Raw genomic sequence first — 16,489 nt, forward strand, 5'->3', positions numbered from 1 at the left:
CTCAATTGAATTATTTTTCACAATAATAATATTAACTTTAACATTGTTTCAGTCTTCCTGCATCTCTAAAGAAGTAGTGATCCTATAATTCGACCCATTTTGTCGAATTATTTCCCAGGAAATCTTATATAAAAAAGACAGTCCATATAGCGACTGTCTTATATATATATTATTAGTTTAATACAGTTAAAGGATTAATAGTTACTCCATTTTTCTCCACTTCAAAATGTAGATGGGTTCCTGTTGAGCGCCCAGTACTTCCCATTACACCAATTTTAGTGCCTGTTGGAACTACTTGCCCTATTTCTGCTGTAATCGAAGAAAGATGTGCATACGTTGTTTTATATCCATTTTGATGATCGATGATTACACGGTTGCCGTATGTTCCATCCCAACCAGCTGCAACTACTATACCATTATCTGCTGCTTTTATCGTAAAGCCACTTGGTCGTGCAATATCAATACCTTCATGTTGACGTCCCCAACGATATCCCATTTTACTAGAAATATATCCGTCTTCAGCTGGCCATGCAAATACTCCCGAGCCGCGTGAAGGGATTACTTTCGTTCCTTTTAATACAATATGGTCTTTTGGTTCTACAAGTATTGTTTCTTCTATTGCAGATAGACCAACTTGTACTCCATTCTCTTTGCGAATTAAGTAAGTTGCCATTTTTTGACCATCTGAACCTTCTTGTATTACCTTCGTATCGCCTTTATACATATCTTCTGTTTCTTTTACTGTTTTCGTATGTATGATAGATTCTTTTGCTTTTTTCTCATACTGTACTTCTATATTAATAAGTGGTTTTAGGACTGTTATATTTAACTCTTGGCCTATTTGTAATACGGTAGTATCCGTTACACCAGGATTAAGTGCCATTAGTTCAGCAGATGTTAGATTATGCTTATTAGCAATAGTCCCTAAAACATCTCCTTCTGCTACTGTATATAACTCTTTTTCTAATGTACCTTCTAATAGTAGCTTCACAGCATCATCTGATGAAACAATTTGACTAGGATCGGTTTCTACTGTAACTCCTGATACTTTTTCTTTTAAAATTAAATTAGCAATACGAGTTTCATTTTCCTTTAGTTCGGGTAAAGATTCACTAGTATTATTTCTAGCTTCCAGTGTGCTCAATTCCTCTTCAGAAACAAAATGTAATTTTAGTTTTCTCAGAGCTTCATCATAAGCATCTAAATCTTTGACGTAGACTGCCATCTCATCATTGACCGATAATGCAAATGCTTTTGTTTCTACTTGTATTAAGCCATCCAGCTTTTGAAGAGTAGTCTCATCGTTTGTATTGGGAGTAAATACTTGTTCTGGTACTACCGACAAATTAGATCCAGCGGTTAAAGTCATATTTTTAAACTGGGAGCTAGATTCTTCGACTTTTCTATCAAGCATTGATTGTATTTTGGTTTGATCCGAAATAGTCCCTACATATTGACCATCCGTATATATATGGTATATTTCTTTTAGTGTATTGCTTTCACTTTCTTTTGCAAAAGCCATATTAAACGAAATACTTGAGATAAGTAAAACTGATACGGCTGCTTTTTTCACCATATTTGACTTTCCGTTTGAAAGAACATTTAGTTTTGATACCTTTTGTTCCTCATTCTTACTTTTCAAAAACATGATAAAGCCCCTTCCAAACTATATATAAAATCTTCTATCATTTCACGCTTCTCTAATTTAACATATTTGAAATGAAGATGTGTAGCTTTATAGATGGTTGTAAAGAAACTGTAGTATTAGTTCCATATATTACATCATTTTTACATTTTTTATCAGTTATTAGTTCTTTGCGCCTAACACTTTGACTTTTATAGATTAGTTTTCTCCAAATTATTCATATTTTATACATAAAGCAATATAAATCTTTGTTATATTTGTCATAATAGAAGATTCACATAACGAAACTTTTACATTAACAGACAAAAAACCGTCAAAAAGCATATGCTTTTTGACGGTTTTTTCATTTATTATTTCCAAACACTTGTGATGATATTTGTTTGGGTACGATCTGGTCCAACTGAGAAAATGGAAATTTGTACACCTGTAAGTTGAGAAATACGCTCTAAGTAGTGACGAGCCGTCTCAGGGAGTTCATCAAGAGATTTACATTTAGTAATATCTTCACTCCAACCAGGCATTTCCTCATAAACTGGTTCACATTCACCTAAAATACGAAGGTTAGCTGGATATTCCGTAATTAATTCACCTTTATACTTATAAGCAGTACATAATTTAACTGTATCTAATCCAGTCAATACATCAATAGAGTTAACCGTTAAATCAGTTAAACCACTTACACGACGAGCATGTCTAATTACTACTGTATCAAACCAACCAATACGACGCGGTCTACCTGTAGTTGTCCCATATTCTTTCCCAACTTCACGGATTTGATTTCCTATTTCATCAAATAGCTCGGTTGGGAAAGGACCATCACCTACACGTGATGTATATGCCTTACAAACTCCTACTACATGGTTAATCTTTGTTGGTCCAACTCCAGCACCAATTGTTACCCCACCGGCTACTGGATTTGAAGAAGTTACAAATGGATAAGTACCTTGATCGATATCCAACATAACTCCTTGTGCTCCTTCAAATAATACACGACGGCCATCATCTAATGCATCATTTAATACTTTTGAAGTATCCGTAACATATTTCGCAATCTCTTGCCCGTAGCCATAGAATTCTTCTAGAATTTCTTCTGAAGTAAATCCTTCTGTTTCGTAAAACTTCTCAAACATTCTATTCTTTTCTTGTAAGTTCAGTTCTAATTTTTCCTTAAATACTTCATAGTCCAGAAGATCAGCAATACGAATCCCAACACGTGCGGCTTTGTCCATATAAGCTGGTCCAATCCCTTTACCTGTCGTACCTATTTTATTTGCTCCTCTGCGAGCTTCTTCTACTTCGTCTTGTTTTAAGTGGTAAGGAAGAATAACATGTGCACGATTAGAAATACGTAAATTTTCGGTTGTTACCCCGCGGTCATGCAATCCTTTTAGCTCTTTCACAAGCGCTCTTGGATCCACTACCATTCCGTTTCCTATAACAGAAATTTTATCTTTATAGAAAATCCCAGAAGGAATTAAGTGAAGCTTGTATGTTTCTCCTCCGAAAATAATTGTATGACCTGCATTATTACCGCCTTGGTAACGTGCAATTACTTCTGAGTTTTCGGATAGAAAGTCTGTGATTTTTCCTTTACCTTCGTCTCCCCATTGTGTTCCAACTACTACTACTGATGGCATTTGCCAGCACCTCCGTCAGACATTTCATATGTCCTGATTCAAACAGTGTTATTGTACCAATCTAAATACACTTAGTCAACCGATTTAATGTAAAAACACGAACGCAAAATGTATATATTACATTTATCGTTCGTGTTTCCTTTGACATAAAATCTTTTATTAACTAATAAAACGATTGTCAAAAAAAATACATAGACGCAACACTTACGCTGGTGGTGCTTGGTGTTGACTCCAATCGATGTTAACGAATTTGTTAAACTCTTTCACGAACGCAAGTGTAACAGTTCCAGTTGGACCATTACGTTGTTTAGCAATAATAATTTCAATCATGTTCTGATTTTCTGTTTCTTTGTCGTAGTAATCTTCACGGTACAGGAAGGATACGATATCCGCATCCTGCTCAATAGATCCAGATTCACGTAAATCAGACATCATCGGTCGCTTATCTTGACGCTGCTCAACTCCTCGAGATAACTGTGACAGGGCTATTACAGGAACTTGCAATTCACGAGCTAAACCTTTTAATGACCGAGAAATTTCCGAAACCTCTTGTTGACGGTTAGCTTGGCTTCCTCCGCTACCTTGGATTAGCTGTAAATAATCAATCATAATCATTCCAAGACCATGCTCTTGTTTCAATCGACGACATTTAGCACGGATTTCATTTACCCGAATACCAGGAGTATCATCAATATAAATACCTGCATTCGAAAGACTTCCCATGGCCATTGTAAGCTTGCGCCAATCTTCGGTTGTCAGTGCCCCTGTACGAAGTACCTGAGCGTCAATATTCCCCTCCGCACAAAGCATACGCATAACTAGCTGTTCGGCACCCATCTCTAAACTAAAGATTGCTACATTTTCATCTGTTTTAGTCGCTACATTTTGCGCAACATTTAGAGCAAATGCCGTTTTCCCTACAGATGGGCGGGCGGCTACAATTATCAAATCATTTCTTTGGAAACCAGCTGTAATTCTATCTAAATCTCTAAACCCTGTCGGTATACCTGTAACATCGCCTTTTCGTGTATGAAGTTTTTCTATATTATCGTATGTTCCCACCAAAACGTCTTTAATATGCTCGAAATCACCAGCATTTTTTCTGCTTGCTACTTCCATCATTTTTCGTTCGGCTTCTGCTAATAATGCTTCTACTTCATCTTCCCTAGTAAAACCATCTTCTACTATGGTAGTAGCTACACGTATTAAACGACGTAAAATAGATTTTTCTTCTACAATTTTGGCATAGTAAGCTATATTAGCCGCGGTTGGAACCGCATTAGCAATTTCACTAATATACGAAATTCCACCTACATCTTCTAACTCTTTCTTCGCAGAAAGTTCTTCCGTTACGGTTACAACATCGATTGCCTTACCTTTATCACTTAGATGAAGCATCGTCTGGAATATCTTTTGATGTGCTACACGATAAAAGTCTTCAGCTAGCAAGATTTCTCCAGCGGTAATTAATGCCTGTGGTTCTAAAAATATGGCCCCAATGACAGATTGTTCGGCTTCTTGGTTATGCGGCGGTACACGGTCCATCATTGGATCGCTCATTGACCTCTCTCCTTACGATTCTTCTGCTACGAGTACTTTTAATGTCGCCACGACTTCATGATGAAGTTTCACAGGTACATTTGTATATCCTAAAGCTCTAATTGCGTCATCTAATTCCATTTTGCGTTTATCTAATTTAATACCATGTGATTTTTCTAATTGAGAGGCAATTTGTTTCGTTGTAATGGAACCGAAAAGTCGACCGTCATTTCCAGACTTTGCTTTTAACTCCACTGTTAATTGCTCTAATGTTTCTTTTAACTTTTGTGCTTCTGCTAGCTCTTGGGCTGCTTCTTTTTCGGATTTTTTCTTTTGTCCTTCAAGAGCACTTAATGCAGCGGCATTTACTTCTGTTGCTAATTTATTTTTAAGTAAAAAGTTATGAGCATAACCATCCGCAACATTTTTGACCTCGCCTTTTTTCCCTTTACCTTTTACGTCTTTTAAGAATACTACTTTCATTCTTGATTTCCTCCTTCGATTGTATCTATAATTGCATTTTTTAGTAGTGATATTGCTTCGTCTATCGAGATGTCTTCCAATTGGCAGGCAGCATTCGTTAAATGACCACCACCATTTAGTTTTTCCATAATAACTTGAACATTGATATCACCTAATGATCGAGCACTGATTCCCAAAGTAGATTCACTTTTTCGTCCTATAACAAAAGAAGCTGCCACATTATTCATCGTCAATAAAATATCTGCTGTTTGAGCGAGCAATACCTGGCTATAGGAGATGTTCTCCATACCATGGGCAATAGCAATTCCTTCTCTGAAAAACTCTACATTTTGAACGATTTTAGAGCGTTCTATATAGGTATCAATATCTTCCTTCAACATACGTTGGACAAGAATTGTATCTGCTCCATGGGTACGTAAATAGGACGCTGCTTCAAACGTTCTTGCCCCTGTACGAAGCGTAAAGCTTTTCGTATCTACAATAATACCTGCTAGCATAGATGTTGCTTCTAGCATAGATAACTTCTCGTTCTTCGGTTGATATTCAATTAGTTCTGTTACCAACTCTGAAGTAGAGGATGCGTATGGTTCCATATAAACAAGCATCGTATTTGAAATGAACTCTTCCCCGCGTCGATGATGATCAATCACGACTATTTTCTCTGCTTTTTGAAGAAGTTTTTCATCAATAACTAAGCTCGGTTTGTGTGTATCTACAACAACTAATAATGTTTTATCTGTAATTTTACTTATCGCTTCTTCAGGACTTATAAAACGATTATATAGCTCTGGCTGTTCCTTTATTTCATCCATCAATCGAATTACGCTATTGTCTAGTTCATTAGTGTCCAATACAACATAGCCCTCTACTTTGTTCATCCCTGCCATTTTTCTTACCCCAACAGCTGATCCGATTGCATCCATATCCGGCATCCTATGCCCCATAACAAATACTTGATCACTATCCTGGATTAAATCTCTTAGAGCATGGGAGATCACTCTTGCTCTTACACGCGTCCGTTTTTCTACTGGGTTCGTTTTCCCACCATAGAACTTCACTTTACCACTTGAATGCTTGATGGCTACTTGATCCCCACCACGTCCTAATACTAAATCTAAGCTCGACTGGGCTAGTTCTCCAAGCTCAACTAGGGAAGTAGAACCTGCACCAACGCCTACGCTTAAAGTGAGGGAAAACCCGAATTTTGCAGTAGTTTCTCTTATATCATCTAATATGGAGAATTTACTTTTTTCTAATTCTACTAAAATGGATTCATTAAAAACGGCTAAAAAACGATCTGAAGAAATCCTTTTTACATAAATGCCGTATTTTGCTCCCCAATCGTTTACACAAGAAGTAACGATACTATTGAGCCTTCCTCGTGTTTGATCGTCCATACCCTGTGATATTTCATCGTAATTGTCTATAAACAGCACACCAATAACGGTCCGATCTCCATAGTATAACGATTCCATCTCTACCTGTTCGGTTATATCAAAGAAGTATAGAAGTTTTTCTTCCACTTTATAAAATACTTTATAATTTTTTTCATCTAATGAAATGACCATTTCTTTAGATTCTTCTTGTTTCTTAAGCTGTTGAAAATCCTTTGATATAGAAAGAAGCTCCTCACCAATAATCGTATCGAATGGAAGCTGTTGCGTCATATAAGGATTTGCCCATTCAATGATGTACTCATCATTTATGAGTAGTATCCCAATTGGCATTTCTAATAATGCTTCTTCCCCTACCTTTTTCATCCGGTAGGAAAGAGTTTCGATATGTTTTTCTGTCTCTTCATATACACGTTGTTCAATAATCCACGCATAGATAAATACTCCAATTACCATTAGAGCGAATAATAATCCAATCAATATATTGGTAGACAGTAATAAATAAGTTGCAACCCCACTAAGTAGTAAGAACAGTATGAGTGGATATCGAATTGGCCGTTTCCTAAAAAAAGATGCCACTAGATCAGCTCCTTATTTTTTGTATCTGTCTTTTATAAATCCTCTTATATTAAATCCTAAATCTAATACCCCTACTATAATAGTAAACATGTATAGCGGGACTGCAAAAAATGTTGCAAGAACCATTGACCATTTGGGCCATCCTTTTACAAAAAAGCAATAGTGTATGAAGGAAATACCTTGTAAAAACAAGAGTGCTCGTAATATTAACGCAGCATTTATAAATACTAAATACCCAAATGTCCCTACTTCAAATGAAACAAACAATGAGAATATAGATACGATTAAATAATACCATAACACTGTTTTAGGGAGTCTAAATTCCTTGAATTTAGGAAACTTGGGTACGTCTAATTTCAATTTCTTTAAAAGAGATAAATTAATGATTAAATATAACCAAGCACTTATAAATACAGCACCAATGAAATAGCTTGGCATAATAGACTCTATAAGCATTATACTTTGTTTAACTAACCCCTCATAACCCTCAGGCAATTGTCCAACGGAAGACATAATATTTCCTAGTTGTTCGTAGTATACTTCAATGGTCGTGATAAATTGCGCCAAAACATTCATATTAAAAAATAAAATGGATAATATGTATTGTACTGCAGTCATTAGCAGTAAAAATAGCCCAGTTGCCATAAGCATATACAACTTAGACTTTTTAGTCCTAATTGAATCTCCTATGATATAACCTAAAGGACCAACTAGCAATCCAAAGATAAATCCAAAAACTCCACCAATAATAAAAGAAAGTATAACTGCGATAACCGTAACAAATACAGCTTGTTTTCTTTCAAACCTTGCACTATACCATGCAAGAGGTAATGGCACTATAAATGACGTGAAAAAACCTAATACTGGAACATAAACAGACATTGCCAACAAAATAGCGAAAAGTGCAATCATCATAGAACCATACGTTAAATAATTTGTTTGATTTTTTTGCATTTAGGAACCTTCCTTTAATGTAATCATCTATCCATTGTAACAGATTACTTACAACAACTAAAATTCCACATACTGTATAGAAAAGCGCAAGCGCCTATGTTAGCCCCGAAAAGCGTTGGAAGAATGGCGATAAAGGCTTCCTTTGCCTTTATCCGTCATCTGAAACGACTTGTGGGGCTAGGTGCTTGAACTGGACAGTGACTGAGTAAGAAGCATATACTTTCATTTATTTTTAAAAAGAAAAAAAGACCGGTTTCCCGGTCTTTCTAATTTATACTTATCTCTCTTCAGTAGAGAATGGAAGTAAAGCCATGATACGAGATACTTTAATAGCTCGTGTTAACTTACGTTGGTACTTCGCACTAGTTCCTGTCACACGACGTGGAAGAATTTTTCCACGTTCTGACACGAATTTTTTCAACAAATCTACATCTTTATAATCGATGTGTACGATATTGTTTGAAGTGAAGTAACAAACTTTACGACGTCTTTTGCCTCCGCGACGCATTGCCATAATGATTGCCTCCTTTTCGATTAAAGTAAACATGCTAGGTGATGCTTTTTAGAATGGTAAGTCGTCATCCGATACTTCGATTGGTCCGCTACTATTAGAAAAAGGATCCTCATCTACACGTGTATAATTTTGCTGATTCATTGGTTGGTTTTGCTGATATGAAGGTGTTGAAAATTGCTGCTGTCCATTGCCACCAGATGATTGTCCACCTTGGCTGCGCTCTCCAGAGCTATTACGTGGTTCTAAGAACTGAACGCTGTCTGCGACAACGTCTGTCGTATAAACACGTTTTCCATCTTGTCCTTCATAACTACCCGTTTGAATGCGTCCTTCAACACCAGCTAAACTTCCTTTTTTCAGGTAGTTCGCTGTGTTTTCAGCTTGCTTTCTCCAAACGACACAGTTGATAAAATCAGCTTCTCTTTCACCTTGTTGGTTGGAGAATGTACGATTTACAGCTATTGTAAATCTAGCCATTGCAACACCACTTGGTGTATAGCGAAGTTCCGGATCTTTTGTTAGTCTTCCAACTAATACGACACGGTTAATCATCAGTAAACAACCTCCCTCGATCAGCTTTTTTAGTCAGTTTTATTTTTTTGCTTTAACTTTAATATCGTCGATACGAACAGCAATGTGACGGATAATGTCTTCATTGATGTTAGCTAAACGTGTGTACTCATCGATTGCTTTTGAATCAGCAGTTACTTTAAGGATTTGGTAGAACCCTTCACGTAAGTCATTGATTTCGTAAGCTAAACGGCGTTTACCCCACTCTTTTGCTTCGATGATTTCTGCACCATTTGAAGTTAAGATTTCTTGGAAACGCTCTACTAAAGCTTTCTTCGCATCTTCCTCAATTGCTGGTTGAATAATGTACATTAATTCGTACTTTCTCATCTATTTACACCTCCCTATGGTCTTTGGCCGACTATGAAAAGCCGACAAGGAGCAAGTAATTCTATTACTCACATCAATGAATTGTAACATAGTTTGTCAAACCAATCAAGGAGGATTGTCATTATTTTACTCATTCATGTATATTTATTTTAAAGTAGGAGGATTATATGGAAAACAGTGAAGAAACTTTAGTTGTTATTAATATTGATTTAAAAAAGGTCGCATGGGAAAGTATTGGATTGACTGTGGGTCTATCGATAATAGGAATACTTTTGTTCCCTTGGTTATCAAATGTTACAGAACTAACATTCTCATTTTGGAACTTTTTCTGGTTCTTCATCGGGTATGTAATATTAATCGTCTTGCATGAATGTTTTCATCTTGTTGGTTTTTGGGTATTTGGTAAAGCGCCATGGAGTAGTATGGATTATGGGGTTAATCTTCAAATGGGGGTTGCCTATGCTACCACTACTATTCCATTACAAAACGGTGCTATGAAAAAGGCATTATTACTTCCTTTTTGGGTTACTGGAGTTTTACCAATGATTATGGGTTTTTGGATGGGTTCTCTCTTGCTTGTTTTATTGGGTGCTTGGCTAATTGGTGGAGCAGCTGGAGACTTTGCTATGTATAAAGAGCTCAGAAAGTATCCAAATGATTTATTGATAAAAGATGATCCAGTTAAACCTAGGTTATATGTATTGAAAAAAATTCATAAAGACTTATAGGATAGGAGTATTTCTTTATCAATAAGAAAAACCGGGTAAGTAGATGGCAGATCCTTTTAAGAAGAGTAACCATCAGGAATACCTTTGATTTCGGCTACGGCGGACGCTTTTCGCGGGCATAGCTTCAGTCTCTTCGTCACTACGTTCCTGCGGGGCTTCAGCTCATTCACCTGTCGCTTCGCTTTCGGTGCAGAAAAACATTCGCTGTTCCCGCAGAGGTCGCCACCTGCGCTCCAATCGGCTTAGCGATAATCTATGCTAAATCTTCTTGTTGGGTAATACTCGCTTCGTTGATTGTAGTGAAAGGTGGCGCTCCAGTGGATGAGTGAGACAGATGAGCTATCACAACGACGGGTGAGCGACGGTAATGGCTCATCGCTCACCCCCGTGGAAAGCGTCCACCTGTTTCTGCATCGCTGCGCTAGCTTCGAAACATGAAAGTGCGTTGTAACGGAAATCAGTTGTATCGTTTAATTTTTTAAAGTACTATGGACACTGGATTCGCAGCATGATAAATCTTATACTTATCTTTTAAAAAAGGATCAGTGATTTCTCACTAATCCTTTTTCTTCTTATTATACGTTGAAGCGGAACAACATTACGTCTCCGTCTTGTACGATATATTCTTTTCCTTCTAAACGAACCTTACCAGCTTCTTTTGCGGCAGCCATTGATCCAGTTTCCACTAAATCATCATAAGCTACTGTTTCCGCACGGATAAATCCTTTTTCAAAGTCAGAGTGAATAACTCCTGCACATTGAGGTGCTTTCATGCCTTTAAGGAATGTCCATGCACGTACTTCCTGCACACCAGCTGTAAAGTAAGTAGCTAGTCCTATTAATGAATAGGAAGCTTTGATTAACTGGTCTAACCCAGATTCTTTAATTCCTAGTTCTTCTAGGAACATTGCTTTCTCTTCATCTTCTAAGGCCGCCATCTCTTCTTCAATTTTTGCACAGATAAGTATTACCTCTGCCCCTTCTTCAGCAGCAAATGCACGTACCTTTTGTACATATTCATTTTCGCCATCAGCCATGATATCATCTTCTGAAACGTTTGCAACATAAAGCATTGGTTTTGTCGTTAGCAAATGAAAGCCTTTTACTACGCGTTGCTCTTCTTCCGTAAACTCAACTGAACGACCAGGTTTCCCTGCTTCGAAAGCTTCTTTTAAGCGAGTAAGAACTGGTTCTTCCGCCAAAGCCTCTTTATCTCTTTGTTTTACCATTTTAGTTACACGGGCTAGGCGTTTATCTACGCTTTCTAAATCTGCTAATATTAACTCTAGGTTAATCACTTCAATATCAGAGATTGGATCCACTTTTCCAGAGACATGCGTGATATTTTCATCTTCGAAGCACCGAACGACCTGACAGATTGCATCCACTTCACGGATATGAGCTAAGAACTTGTTCCCAAGCCCTTCTCCTTTGCTCGCACCTTCAACAATTCCTGCAATATCTGTAAATTCAAATGCAGTAGCAACGGTTTTCTTTGGCACTACTAATTCTGTTAATTTATCTAAACGTGCATCAGGTACTTCAACAACCCCTACGTTCGGATCGATAGTAGCAAATGGATAGTTTGCTGCAAGTGCTCCAGCTTTTGTTATTGCATTAAACAATGTAGATTTCCCTACGTTTGGTAATCCTACGATTCCTGCAGTTAACGCCATATATGTCACAGCCCTTCATTATTTTAAATCATAAACTTTATCCGGCATTTACGGGCAGTATGACTCCCACTTCAAAACTAGGCTCGAGAAAATAAAGCATAAGTAGGAAGTAACTGCCCGTAGATGCCCGCTGTAGAACATTGACGAAAAACGCCACGTCGTGTGGCTTCGTCTATGTGACTCACATCCTGTGACCCTCGGGCCACCAGAAAGTTGATCACTCAGGCTTTGCAGCATGATGCGGCGCTAGTTGCCTGAGTTCCATTTTCAATCAATGGCGGAAAACCTCACTGATTGAAGTTTTACTTTTTATACAACTTGTTCATTATATTGATTTTAACGATAAAAGTCTATCATTACTCAGCATCAGCTTGGACAATAAGCTTTTTCATCTTCTTTTCAAATTCTTTTCTTGGTATCATCACACTGTGTTGACATCCCTCACATTTTATACGAATATCAGCCCCCATACGAATAATTTTCCAAGCATTCGTTCCACATGGATGTTGTTTCTTCATTTCTACTATGTCATTTAGTTGAAATTGTTTCTTTTCCATTCTATCACCTACTTATTTTTCTTTAGTAAACAATCATTGGAGTTATGAAATTTTAATACCTTTTCGTTCAAGGAATTCTATTAAATCTCTTCTAATTTTTCTAGCAACGCTATTTTGTTTCGTTGGGATAGTCTCTGCGGTAAACCGTACTACTATTTCGGATGCATCAAAACTTTGTACCCCAAGATAACTAGGCGTTTTAACAAGCTCTTCATATTTGTTTGGTAACTCCTTGAGAAACTCTTCAATGTTTTTTTCCATTGATGGAATATCATTTTCAGGTGCGACACTAATATCTATTAATGCCAAGGAGTTATAAATGGAATAGTTTACAACAACTAAAATGCTACCATTAGGAATTATGTGAAGTTCCCCTGTATAACTTTTCACTTTTGTTGTACGTAAACCTATTTCCTGTACAATTCCGTTGGCTGTCCCTATTTGCACTTGATCCCCCACTGCAAATTGATCTTCAAATACTATGAAAAATCCAGTAATAACATCTTTCACTAAACTTTGAGCACCAAAACCAACTGCTAGACCAACAATCCCTGCACCAGCAAGCAGTCCAGCAACTTTTATACCAAAAGTAGTCAAAATAGCTATAATAGCACTGAAATAAATAACATAAGTTAACACATTTTGAAGAAGCTTCAGTAATGTGTTTTGTCTACGTTCAGAATGCCCTAAAGGACTTCTCTGTCTGACTGCAAAAGCTTTTTGTATAATACTTTTACCAACTCTTATCGCAATAGCAGTTACTAACAAAATAAGTATGACCTTAAAAACATTTTGCCCGAATTGCACCCAATTTTTTTCATTAAGTAAATAATTCTTCAAACCTTGAATCGTTGCTTCTATACTAATTGTTTCCACCTCACTTGAATAAATAATTTCCTAGATGCATATACTATGCTAAAAAGAAAGTGAGTAATTATATGAACTCTTATGCTACTAATACTATTACCGAACCTTCTACAATTTATTATAAAGAAACAGGTGCAATTTGGCGATTAAGCAACTACTTTATAGAACAAATACCATTTGGCCACCCAAATCTAGTTTTTTGTTGTATTGGTACCGATCGCTCTACTGGAGATGCACTCGGACCGATGACTGGTTCTTTCTTATCGCAGCTTAAGTCATTTCCATTTGAAATTGTCGGTACGTTGGATAACCCTTTACATGCACTAAACATTGAAGAGATTACGGAGACCATCCGGAGCTCTCCAAAGGACCCTTATATAATTGCTATAGACGCTTGCTTAGGAAACGCAAATAATATTGGACAAATTATCGTTCACCCTGGCCCCTTATATCCAGGTAAAGCAGTAAAAAAAGAATTACCGCCAATTGGAGAAGTCTCTATTAAAGCGATCGTAAATATCGGAGGTTTCATGGAATATAATGTTTTACAAAGCACTCGGCTTCATCTAACTTACGAAATGGGAAGAGTGATCTCTCGTTCACTACTTTTAGCTTGGCATCGTTATAATTTAAAAGTTATAAATAATAGCAACAGCAATACCGACAATAACTAAGCTTGGCAGAAGATTCGCCACTCTTACCTTTGTTATACCCAAAAGATTAAGTCCAATAGCAATAATCATAATACCGCCAGTAGCTGTCATTTCTTGAAGAAACAATTCAAGTGCAGCCTCTGGTATTATTTTTGTAATTTGGGTAGCAAATATAGCAATTACTCCTTGATAAATAGCTACGGGAATTGCCGAGAAAAGAACACCTATCCCTAGAGTTGCCGACAAAACAATAGAGGTAAATCCATCAATTATCCCTTTACTTATCAAAAGTTCATGGTCGTTTTGTAAACCTCCGTTAAGGGCCCCAAGTACCCCCATTGCTCCTATAACAAATATTAGTGTACCAGCAACAAATCCCTGCGCTATACCCCCGCCGTTCTTTTTAGATCCCATTTTAACTTCCAAATACTGAGCGAAACGATTCAACCATTTATCCAAATCAATCCATTCACCTATTACACCTCCAAAAACAATGCAAATAATGAGCAATACAAAATTATCACTTTCTAACCCCATTTGGATACCTAGTAAAGCAACTACTATTCCTATTGCATTCATAACAGTTTGCTTCATATTTTCAGGGATTCCTTTTAATAATCTACCGATTAAAGCTCCTAATACTATTAAAATAGCATTTACTAATGTTCCTAATAAAACCATTACCATACCTCATCCCACTAATAAAAATATAACCTATTCCTAGGCACTGCCTAAGGAATAGGTTCTTAATCTTCTAACAATTGCAATATTCTTTCCAAATCATCGTCTGAATAAAACTCAATTTCGATTTTGCCTCTATCCTTATTTTTCACAATAGAAACTGGAGTTCCAAATATGTCTCTTAACTCTGATTCTTTTTCTTTAGTAAAGATATCTTTCTCAACTTTCTTTGTTTCACGTGGAACATTTTCATTTAAACGCTGAACTAGGGCCTCTAGTTGTCTAACATTTAGATTTTCTTTAATTGTTTTTTGCATGATTAACGGTATAGACTTTTTCTTCTTTAACCCAAGCAGTGCTTTCCCATGTCCCATAGATAATATGCCCTCGGAGATTGCATCTCTAGCAACTTGAGGTAATGATAGTAAACGAATATGATTTGCTATATGCGGTCTACTTTTTCCTAATCTAAAAGCAAGTTGTTCTTGCGTTAGGTTTAAGTTTTCTATTAATTTTTGATATGCATCCGCCTCTTCAATTGCTGTTAAATCTTCTCTTTGAAGATTTTCAAGAATTGCTAGCTCCATCATCTGTTGATCATTAAGTTCTCTTATAACAGCGGGAATTATTTCTAAATTTGCTAACTGAGATGCTCTGAATCTTCTTTCTCCTACTACGATTTCAAACTTTGAACCTTTTTTTCTTAATATAATTGGTTGTAGAACACCATGTTCTTTAATAGATTCGGAAAGTTCCTTCATAGCTTCTTCGTCAAATATTTTACGTGGTTGAAAGGGATTTGGTTTAATATCGATTATGAGAATTTGTTCAACCTGTTCTAATTGATCTAAATCTTCTCCTGGGAAAAGCGCATTAATACCCTTTCCTAATCCTTTAGCCATTACGAATCACTTCCTTCGCTAGTTCTAAATATACTTCTGCCCCTCTAGACTTCGGATCATAAATGATAATTGGTTCTCCGTGACTTGGTGCCTCACTTAGTCGGACGTTTCTAGGTATAATCGTTTTGTACACTTTATCTTGAAAATACTTTTTTACTTCTTCAATTACCTGAATACCTAAATTAGTACGTGCATCAAACATTGTTAGTAACACGCCATCAATAGCAAGGTTTTTATTTAAATGTTTTTGAACTAAACGTATTGTACTTAACAATTGACTTAATCCTTCTAGAGCGTAAAACTCACATTGTACTGGAATAATGATTGCATCAGACGCAGTTAATGAATTGATCGTCAATAATCCCAAAGATGGTGGACAATCTATAACAATATAATCATAAAGACTTTGCACTTCCTGCAATGCTCTTTTTAAGCGAACTTCTCTAGAAATGGTCGATACTAATTCTATCTCTGCACCAGCCAAAGAAATAGTAGCAGGAACTATATGTAAATTTTCAACTTTTGTTTCTTGAATTGTTTCTTTAACACTAACATCATCAATAAGTACATCGTAAATACATTGCTGAACCTCACCTTTATTGACCCCTACTCCACTTGAAGCATTTCCTTGTGGATCTATGTCAACTAATAATACTTTTTTCCCCAAGTATGCAAGGCAGGCACTTAAGTTTACGGATGTAGTTGTCTTTCCTACCCCACCTTTTTGATTGGCGATTGCAATAATTCTTCCCACACTTGCACCTACTCTCTAACTATATT

At 36.6% G+C, this 16,489-nt stretch carries 17 protein-coding genes; 2 read left to right on the plus strand and 15 right to left on the minus strand.

Features of this window, described 5'->3' with window-relative positions:
* Nucleotides 1-172: 172 nt before the first annotated feature.
* From ACN6MX_RS19745 to rpsF, 9 genes are all read right to left on the minus strand, one after another.
* Nucleotides 173-1,648, minus strand: a complete 1,476-nt coding sequence (locus tag ACN6MX_RS19745) for a peptidoglycan DD-metalloendopeptidase family protein (protein ID WP_419960469.1) — start codon at nt 1,646-1,648, stop codon at nt 173-175.
* Between the two features lie 347 nt (nt 1,649-1,995).
* On the minus strand, nt 1,996-3,282 hold the full coding sequence (locus tag ACN6MX_RS19750; protein ID WP_419960470.1) for an adenylosuccinate synthase: 1,287 nt from the start codon (nt 3,280-3,282) through the stop codon (nt 1,996-1,998).
* A 204-nt stretch (nt 3,283-3,486) separates the two neighbouring features.
* Nucleotides 3,487-4,842: a replicative DNA helicase gene (dnaB, locus tag ACN6MX_RS19755; protein WP_419960471.1), complete on the minus strand. Its 1,356-nt coding sequence runs from the start codon at nt 4,840-4,842 to the stop codon at nt 3,487-3,489.
* A 12-nt stretch (nt 4,843-4,854) separates the two neighbouring features.
* A complete protein-coding gene (gene rplI, locus ACN6MX_RS19760) occupies nt 4,855-5,304 on the minus strand; it encodes a 50S ribosomal protein L9 (RefSeq protein WP_419960472.1) in 450 nt (149 codons plus the stop codon).
* Nucleotides 5,301-7,277 carry a DHH family phosphoesterase gene (locus ACN6MX_RS19765; protein WP_419960473.1) on the minus strand — a complete coding sequence of 659 codons (1,977 nt, stop codon included), beginning with the start codon at nt 7,275-7,277 and terminating at the stop codon, nt 5,301-5,303. The genes rplI and ACN6MX_RS19765 overlap by 4 nt, the downstream gene beginning before the upstream one ends.
* A 12-nt stretch (nt 7,278-7,289) precedes the next feature.
* Nucleotides 7,290-8,231, minus strand: a complete 942-nt coding sequence (locus tag ACN6MX_RS19770; protein WP_419960474.1) for a YybS family protein — start codon at nt 8,229-8,231, stop codon at nt 7,290-7,292.
* A gap of 277 nt (nt 8,232-8,508) precedes the next feature.
* The gene (gene rpsR, locus ACN6MX_RS19775; protein ID WP_419962672.1) at nt 8,509-8,748 is read right to left on the minus strand and encodes a 30S ribosomal protein S18; all 240 of its coding nucleotides are present in this window, start codon (nt 8,746-8,748) and stop codon (nt 8,509-8,511) included.
* A gap of 45 nt (nt 8,749-8,793) precedes the next feature.
* On the minus strand, nt 8,794-9,297 hold the full coding sequence (gene ssb, locus ACN6MX_RS19780) for a single-stranded DNA-binding protein (protein WP_419960475.1): 504 nt from the start codon (nt 9,295-9,297) through the stop codon (nt 8,794-8,796).
* A gap of 39 nt (nt 9,298-9,336) precedes the next feature.
* On the minus strand, nt 9,337-9,645 hold the full coding sequence (rpsF, locus tag ACN6MX_RS19785) for a 30S ribosomal protein S6 (RefSeq protein ID WP_093062319.1): 309 nt from the start codon (nt 9,643-9,645) through the stop codon (nt 9,337-9,339).
* A 167-nt stretch (nt 9,646-9,812) separates the two neighbouring features.
* On the opposite strand from rpsF, the gene ACN6MX_RS19790 reads away from it, so the two are divergent.
* Nucleotides 9,813-10,373 carry a DUF3267 domain-containing protein gene (locus tag ACN6MX_RS19790; protein WP_419960476.1) on the plus strand — a complete coding sequence of 187 codons (561 nt, stop codon included), beginning with the start codon at nt 9,813-9,815 and terminating at the stop codon, nt 10,371-10,373.
* Nucleotides 10,374-10,948: 575 nt separating this feature from the next.
* Here the strand turns inward: ACN6MX_RS19790 and ychF are convergent.
* The 3 genes from ychF to ACN6MX_RS19805 form a co-directional block, all read right to left on the minus strand.
* Nucleotides 10,949-12,049, minus strand: a complete 1,101-nt coding sequence (gene ychF, locus ACN6MX_RS19795) for a redox-regulated ATPase YchF (RefSeq protein ID WP_419960477.1) — start codon at nt 12,047-12,049, stop codon at nt 10,949-10,951.
* A 356-nt stretch (nt 12,050-12,405) separates the two neighbouring features.
* Nucleotides 12,406-12,606, minus strand: a complete 201-nt coding sequence (locus ACN6MX_RS19800; RefSeq protein WP_340776698.1) for a DUF951 domain-containing protein — start codon at nt 12,604-12,606, stop codon at nt 12,406-12,408.
* A 42-nt stretch (nt 12,607-12,648) separates the two neighbouring features.
* Nucleotides 12,649-13,482, minus strand: coding sequence for a mechanosensitive ion channel family protein (locus tag ACN6MX_RS19805; RefSeq protein WP_419960478.1), 834 nt, complete (start codon nt 13,480-13,482; stop codon nt 12,649-12,651).
* A gap of 62 nt (nt 13,483-13,544) precedes the next feature.
* Here ACN6MX_RS19805 and yyaC point away from each other — a divergent pair, with 62 nt between their 5' ends.
* Complete coding sequence (gene yyaC, locus ACN6MX_RS19810; RefSeq protein WP_419960479.1) at nt 13,545-14,147, plus strand: spore protease YyaC; 603 nt, start codon at nt 13,545-13,547, stop codon at nt 14,145-14,147.
* Here yyaC and ACN6MX_RS19815 read toward each other — a convergent pair.
* The 3 genes from ACN6MX_RS19815 to ACN6MX_RS19825 form a co-directional block, all read right to left on the minus strand.
* Nucleotides 14,103-14,807: a DUF554 domain-containing protein gene (locus ACN6MX_RS19815; RefSeq protein ID WP_419960480.1), complete on the minus strand. Its 705-nt coding sequence runs from the start codon at nt 14,805-14,807 to the stop codon at nt 14,103-14,105. The two genes, yyaC and ACN6MX_RS19815, sit on opposite strands and share 45 nt — an antisense overlap.
* A 65-nt stretch (nt 14,808-14,872) precedes the next feature.
* Nucleotides 14,873-15,709, minus strand: a complete 837-nt coding sequence (locus ACN6MX_RS19820) for a ParB/RepB/Spo0J family partition protein (protein ID WP_419960481.1) — start codon at nt 15,707-15,709, stop codon at nt 14,873-14,875.
* Nucleotides 15,702-16,463: a ParA family protein gene (locus tag ACN6MX_RS19825; protein ID WP_419960482.1), complete on the minus strand. Its 762-nt coding sequence runs from the start codon at nt 16,461-16,463 to the stop codon at nt 15,702-15,704. The genes ACN6MX_RS19820 and ACN6MX_RS19825 overlap by 8 nt, the downstream gene beginning before the upstream one ends.
* Between the last annotated feature and the right edge of the window lie 26 nt (nt 16,464-16,489).

This window comes from Psychrobacillus sp. BM2, from assembly GCF_048572895.1.
Classification (GTDB): domain Bacteria; phylum Bacillota; class Bacilli; order Bacillales_A; family Planococcaceae; genus Psychrobacillus.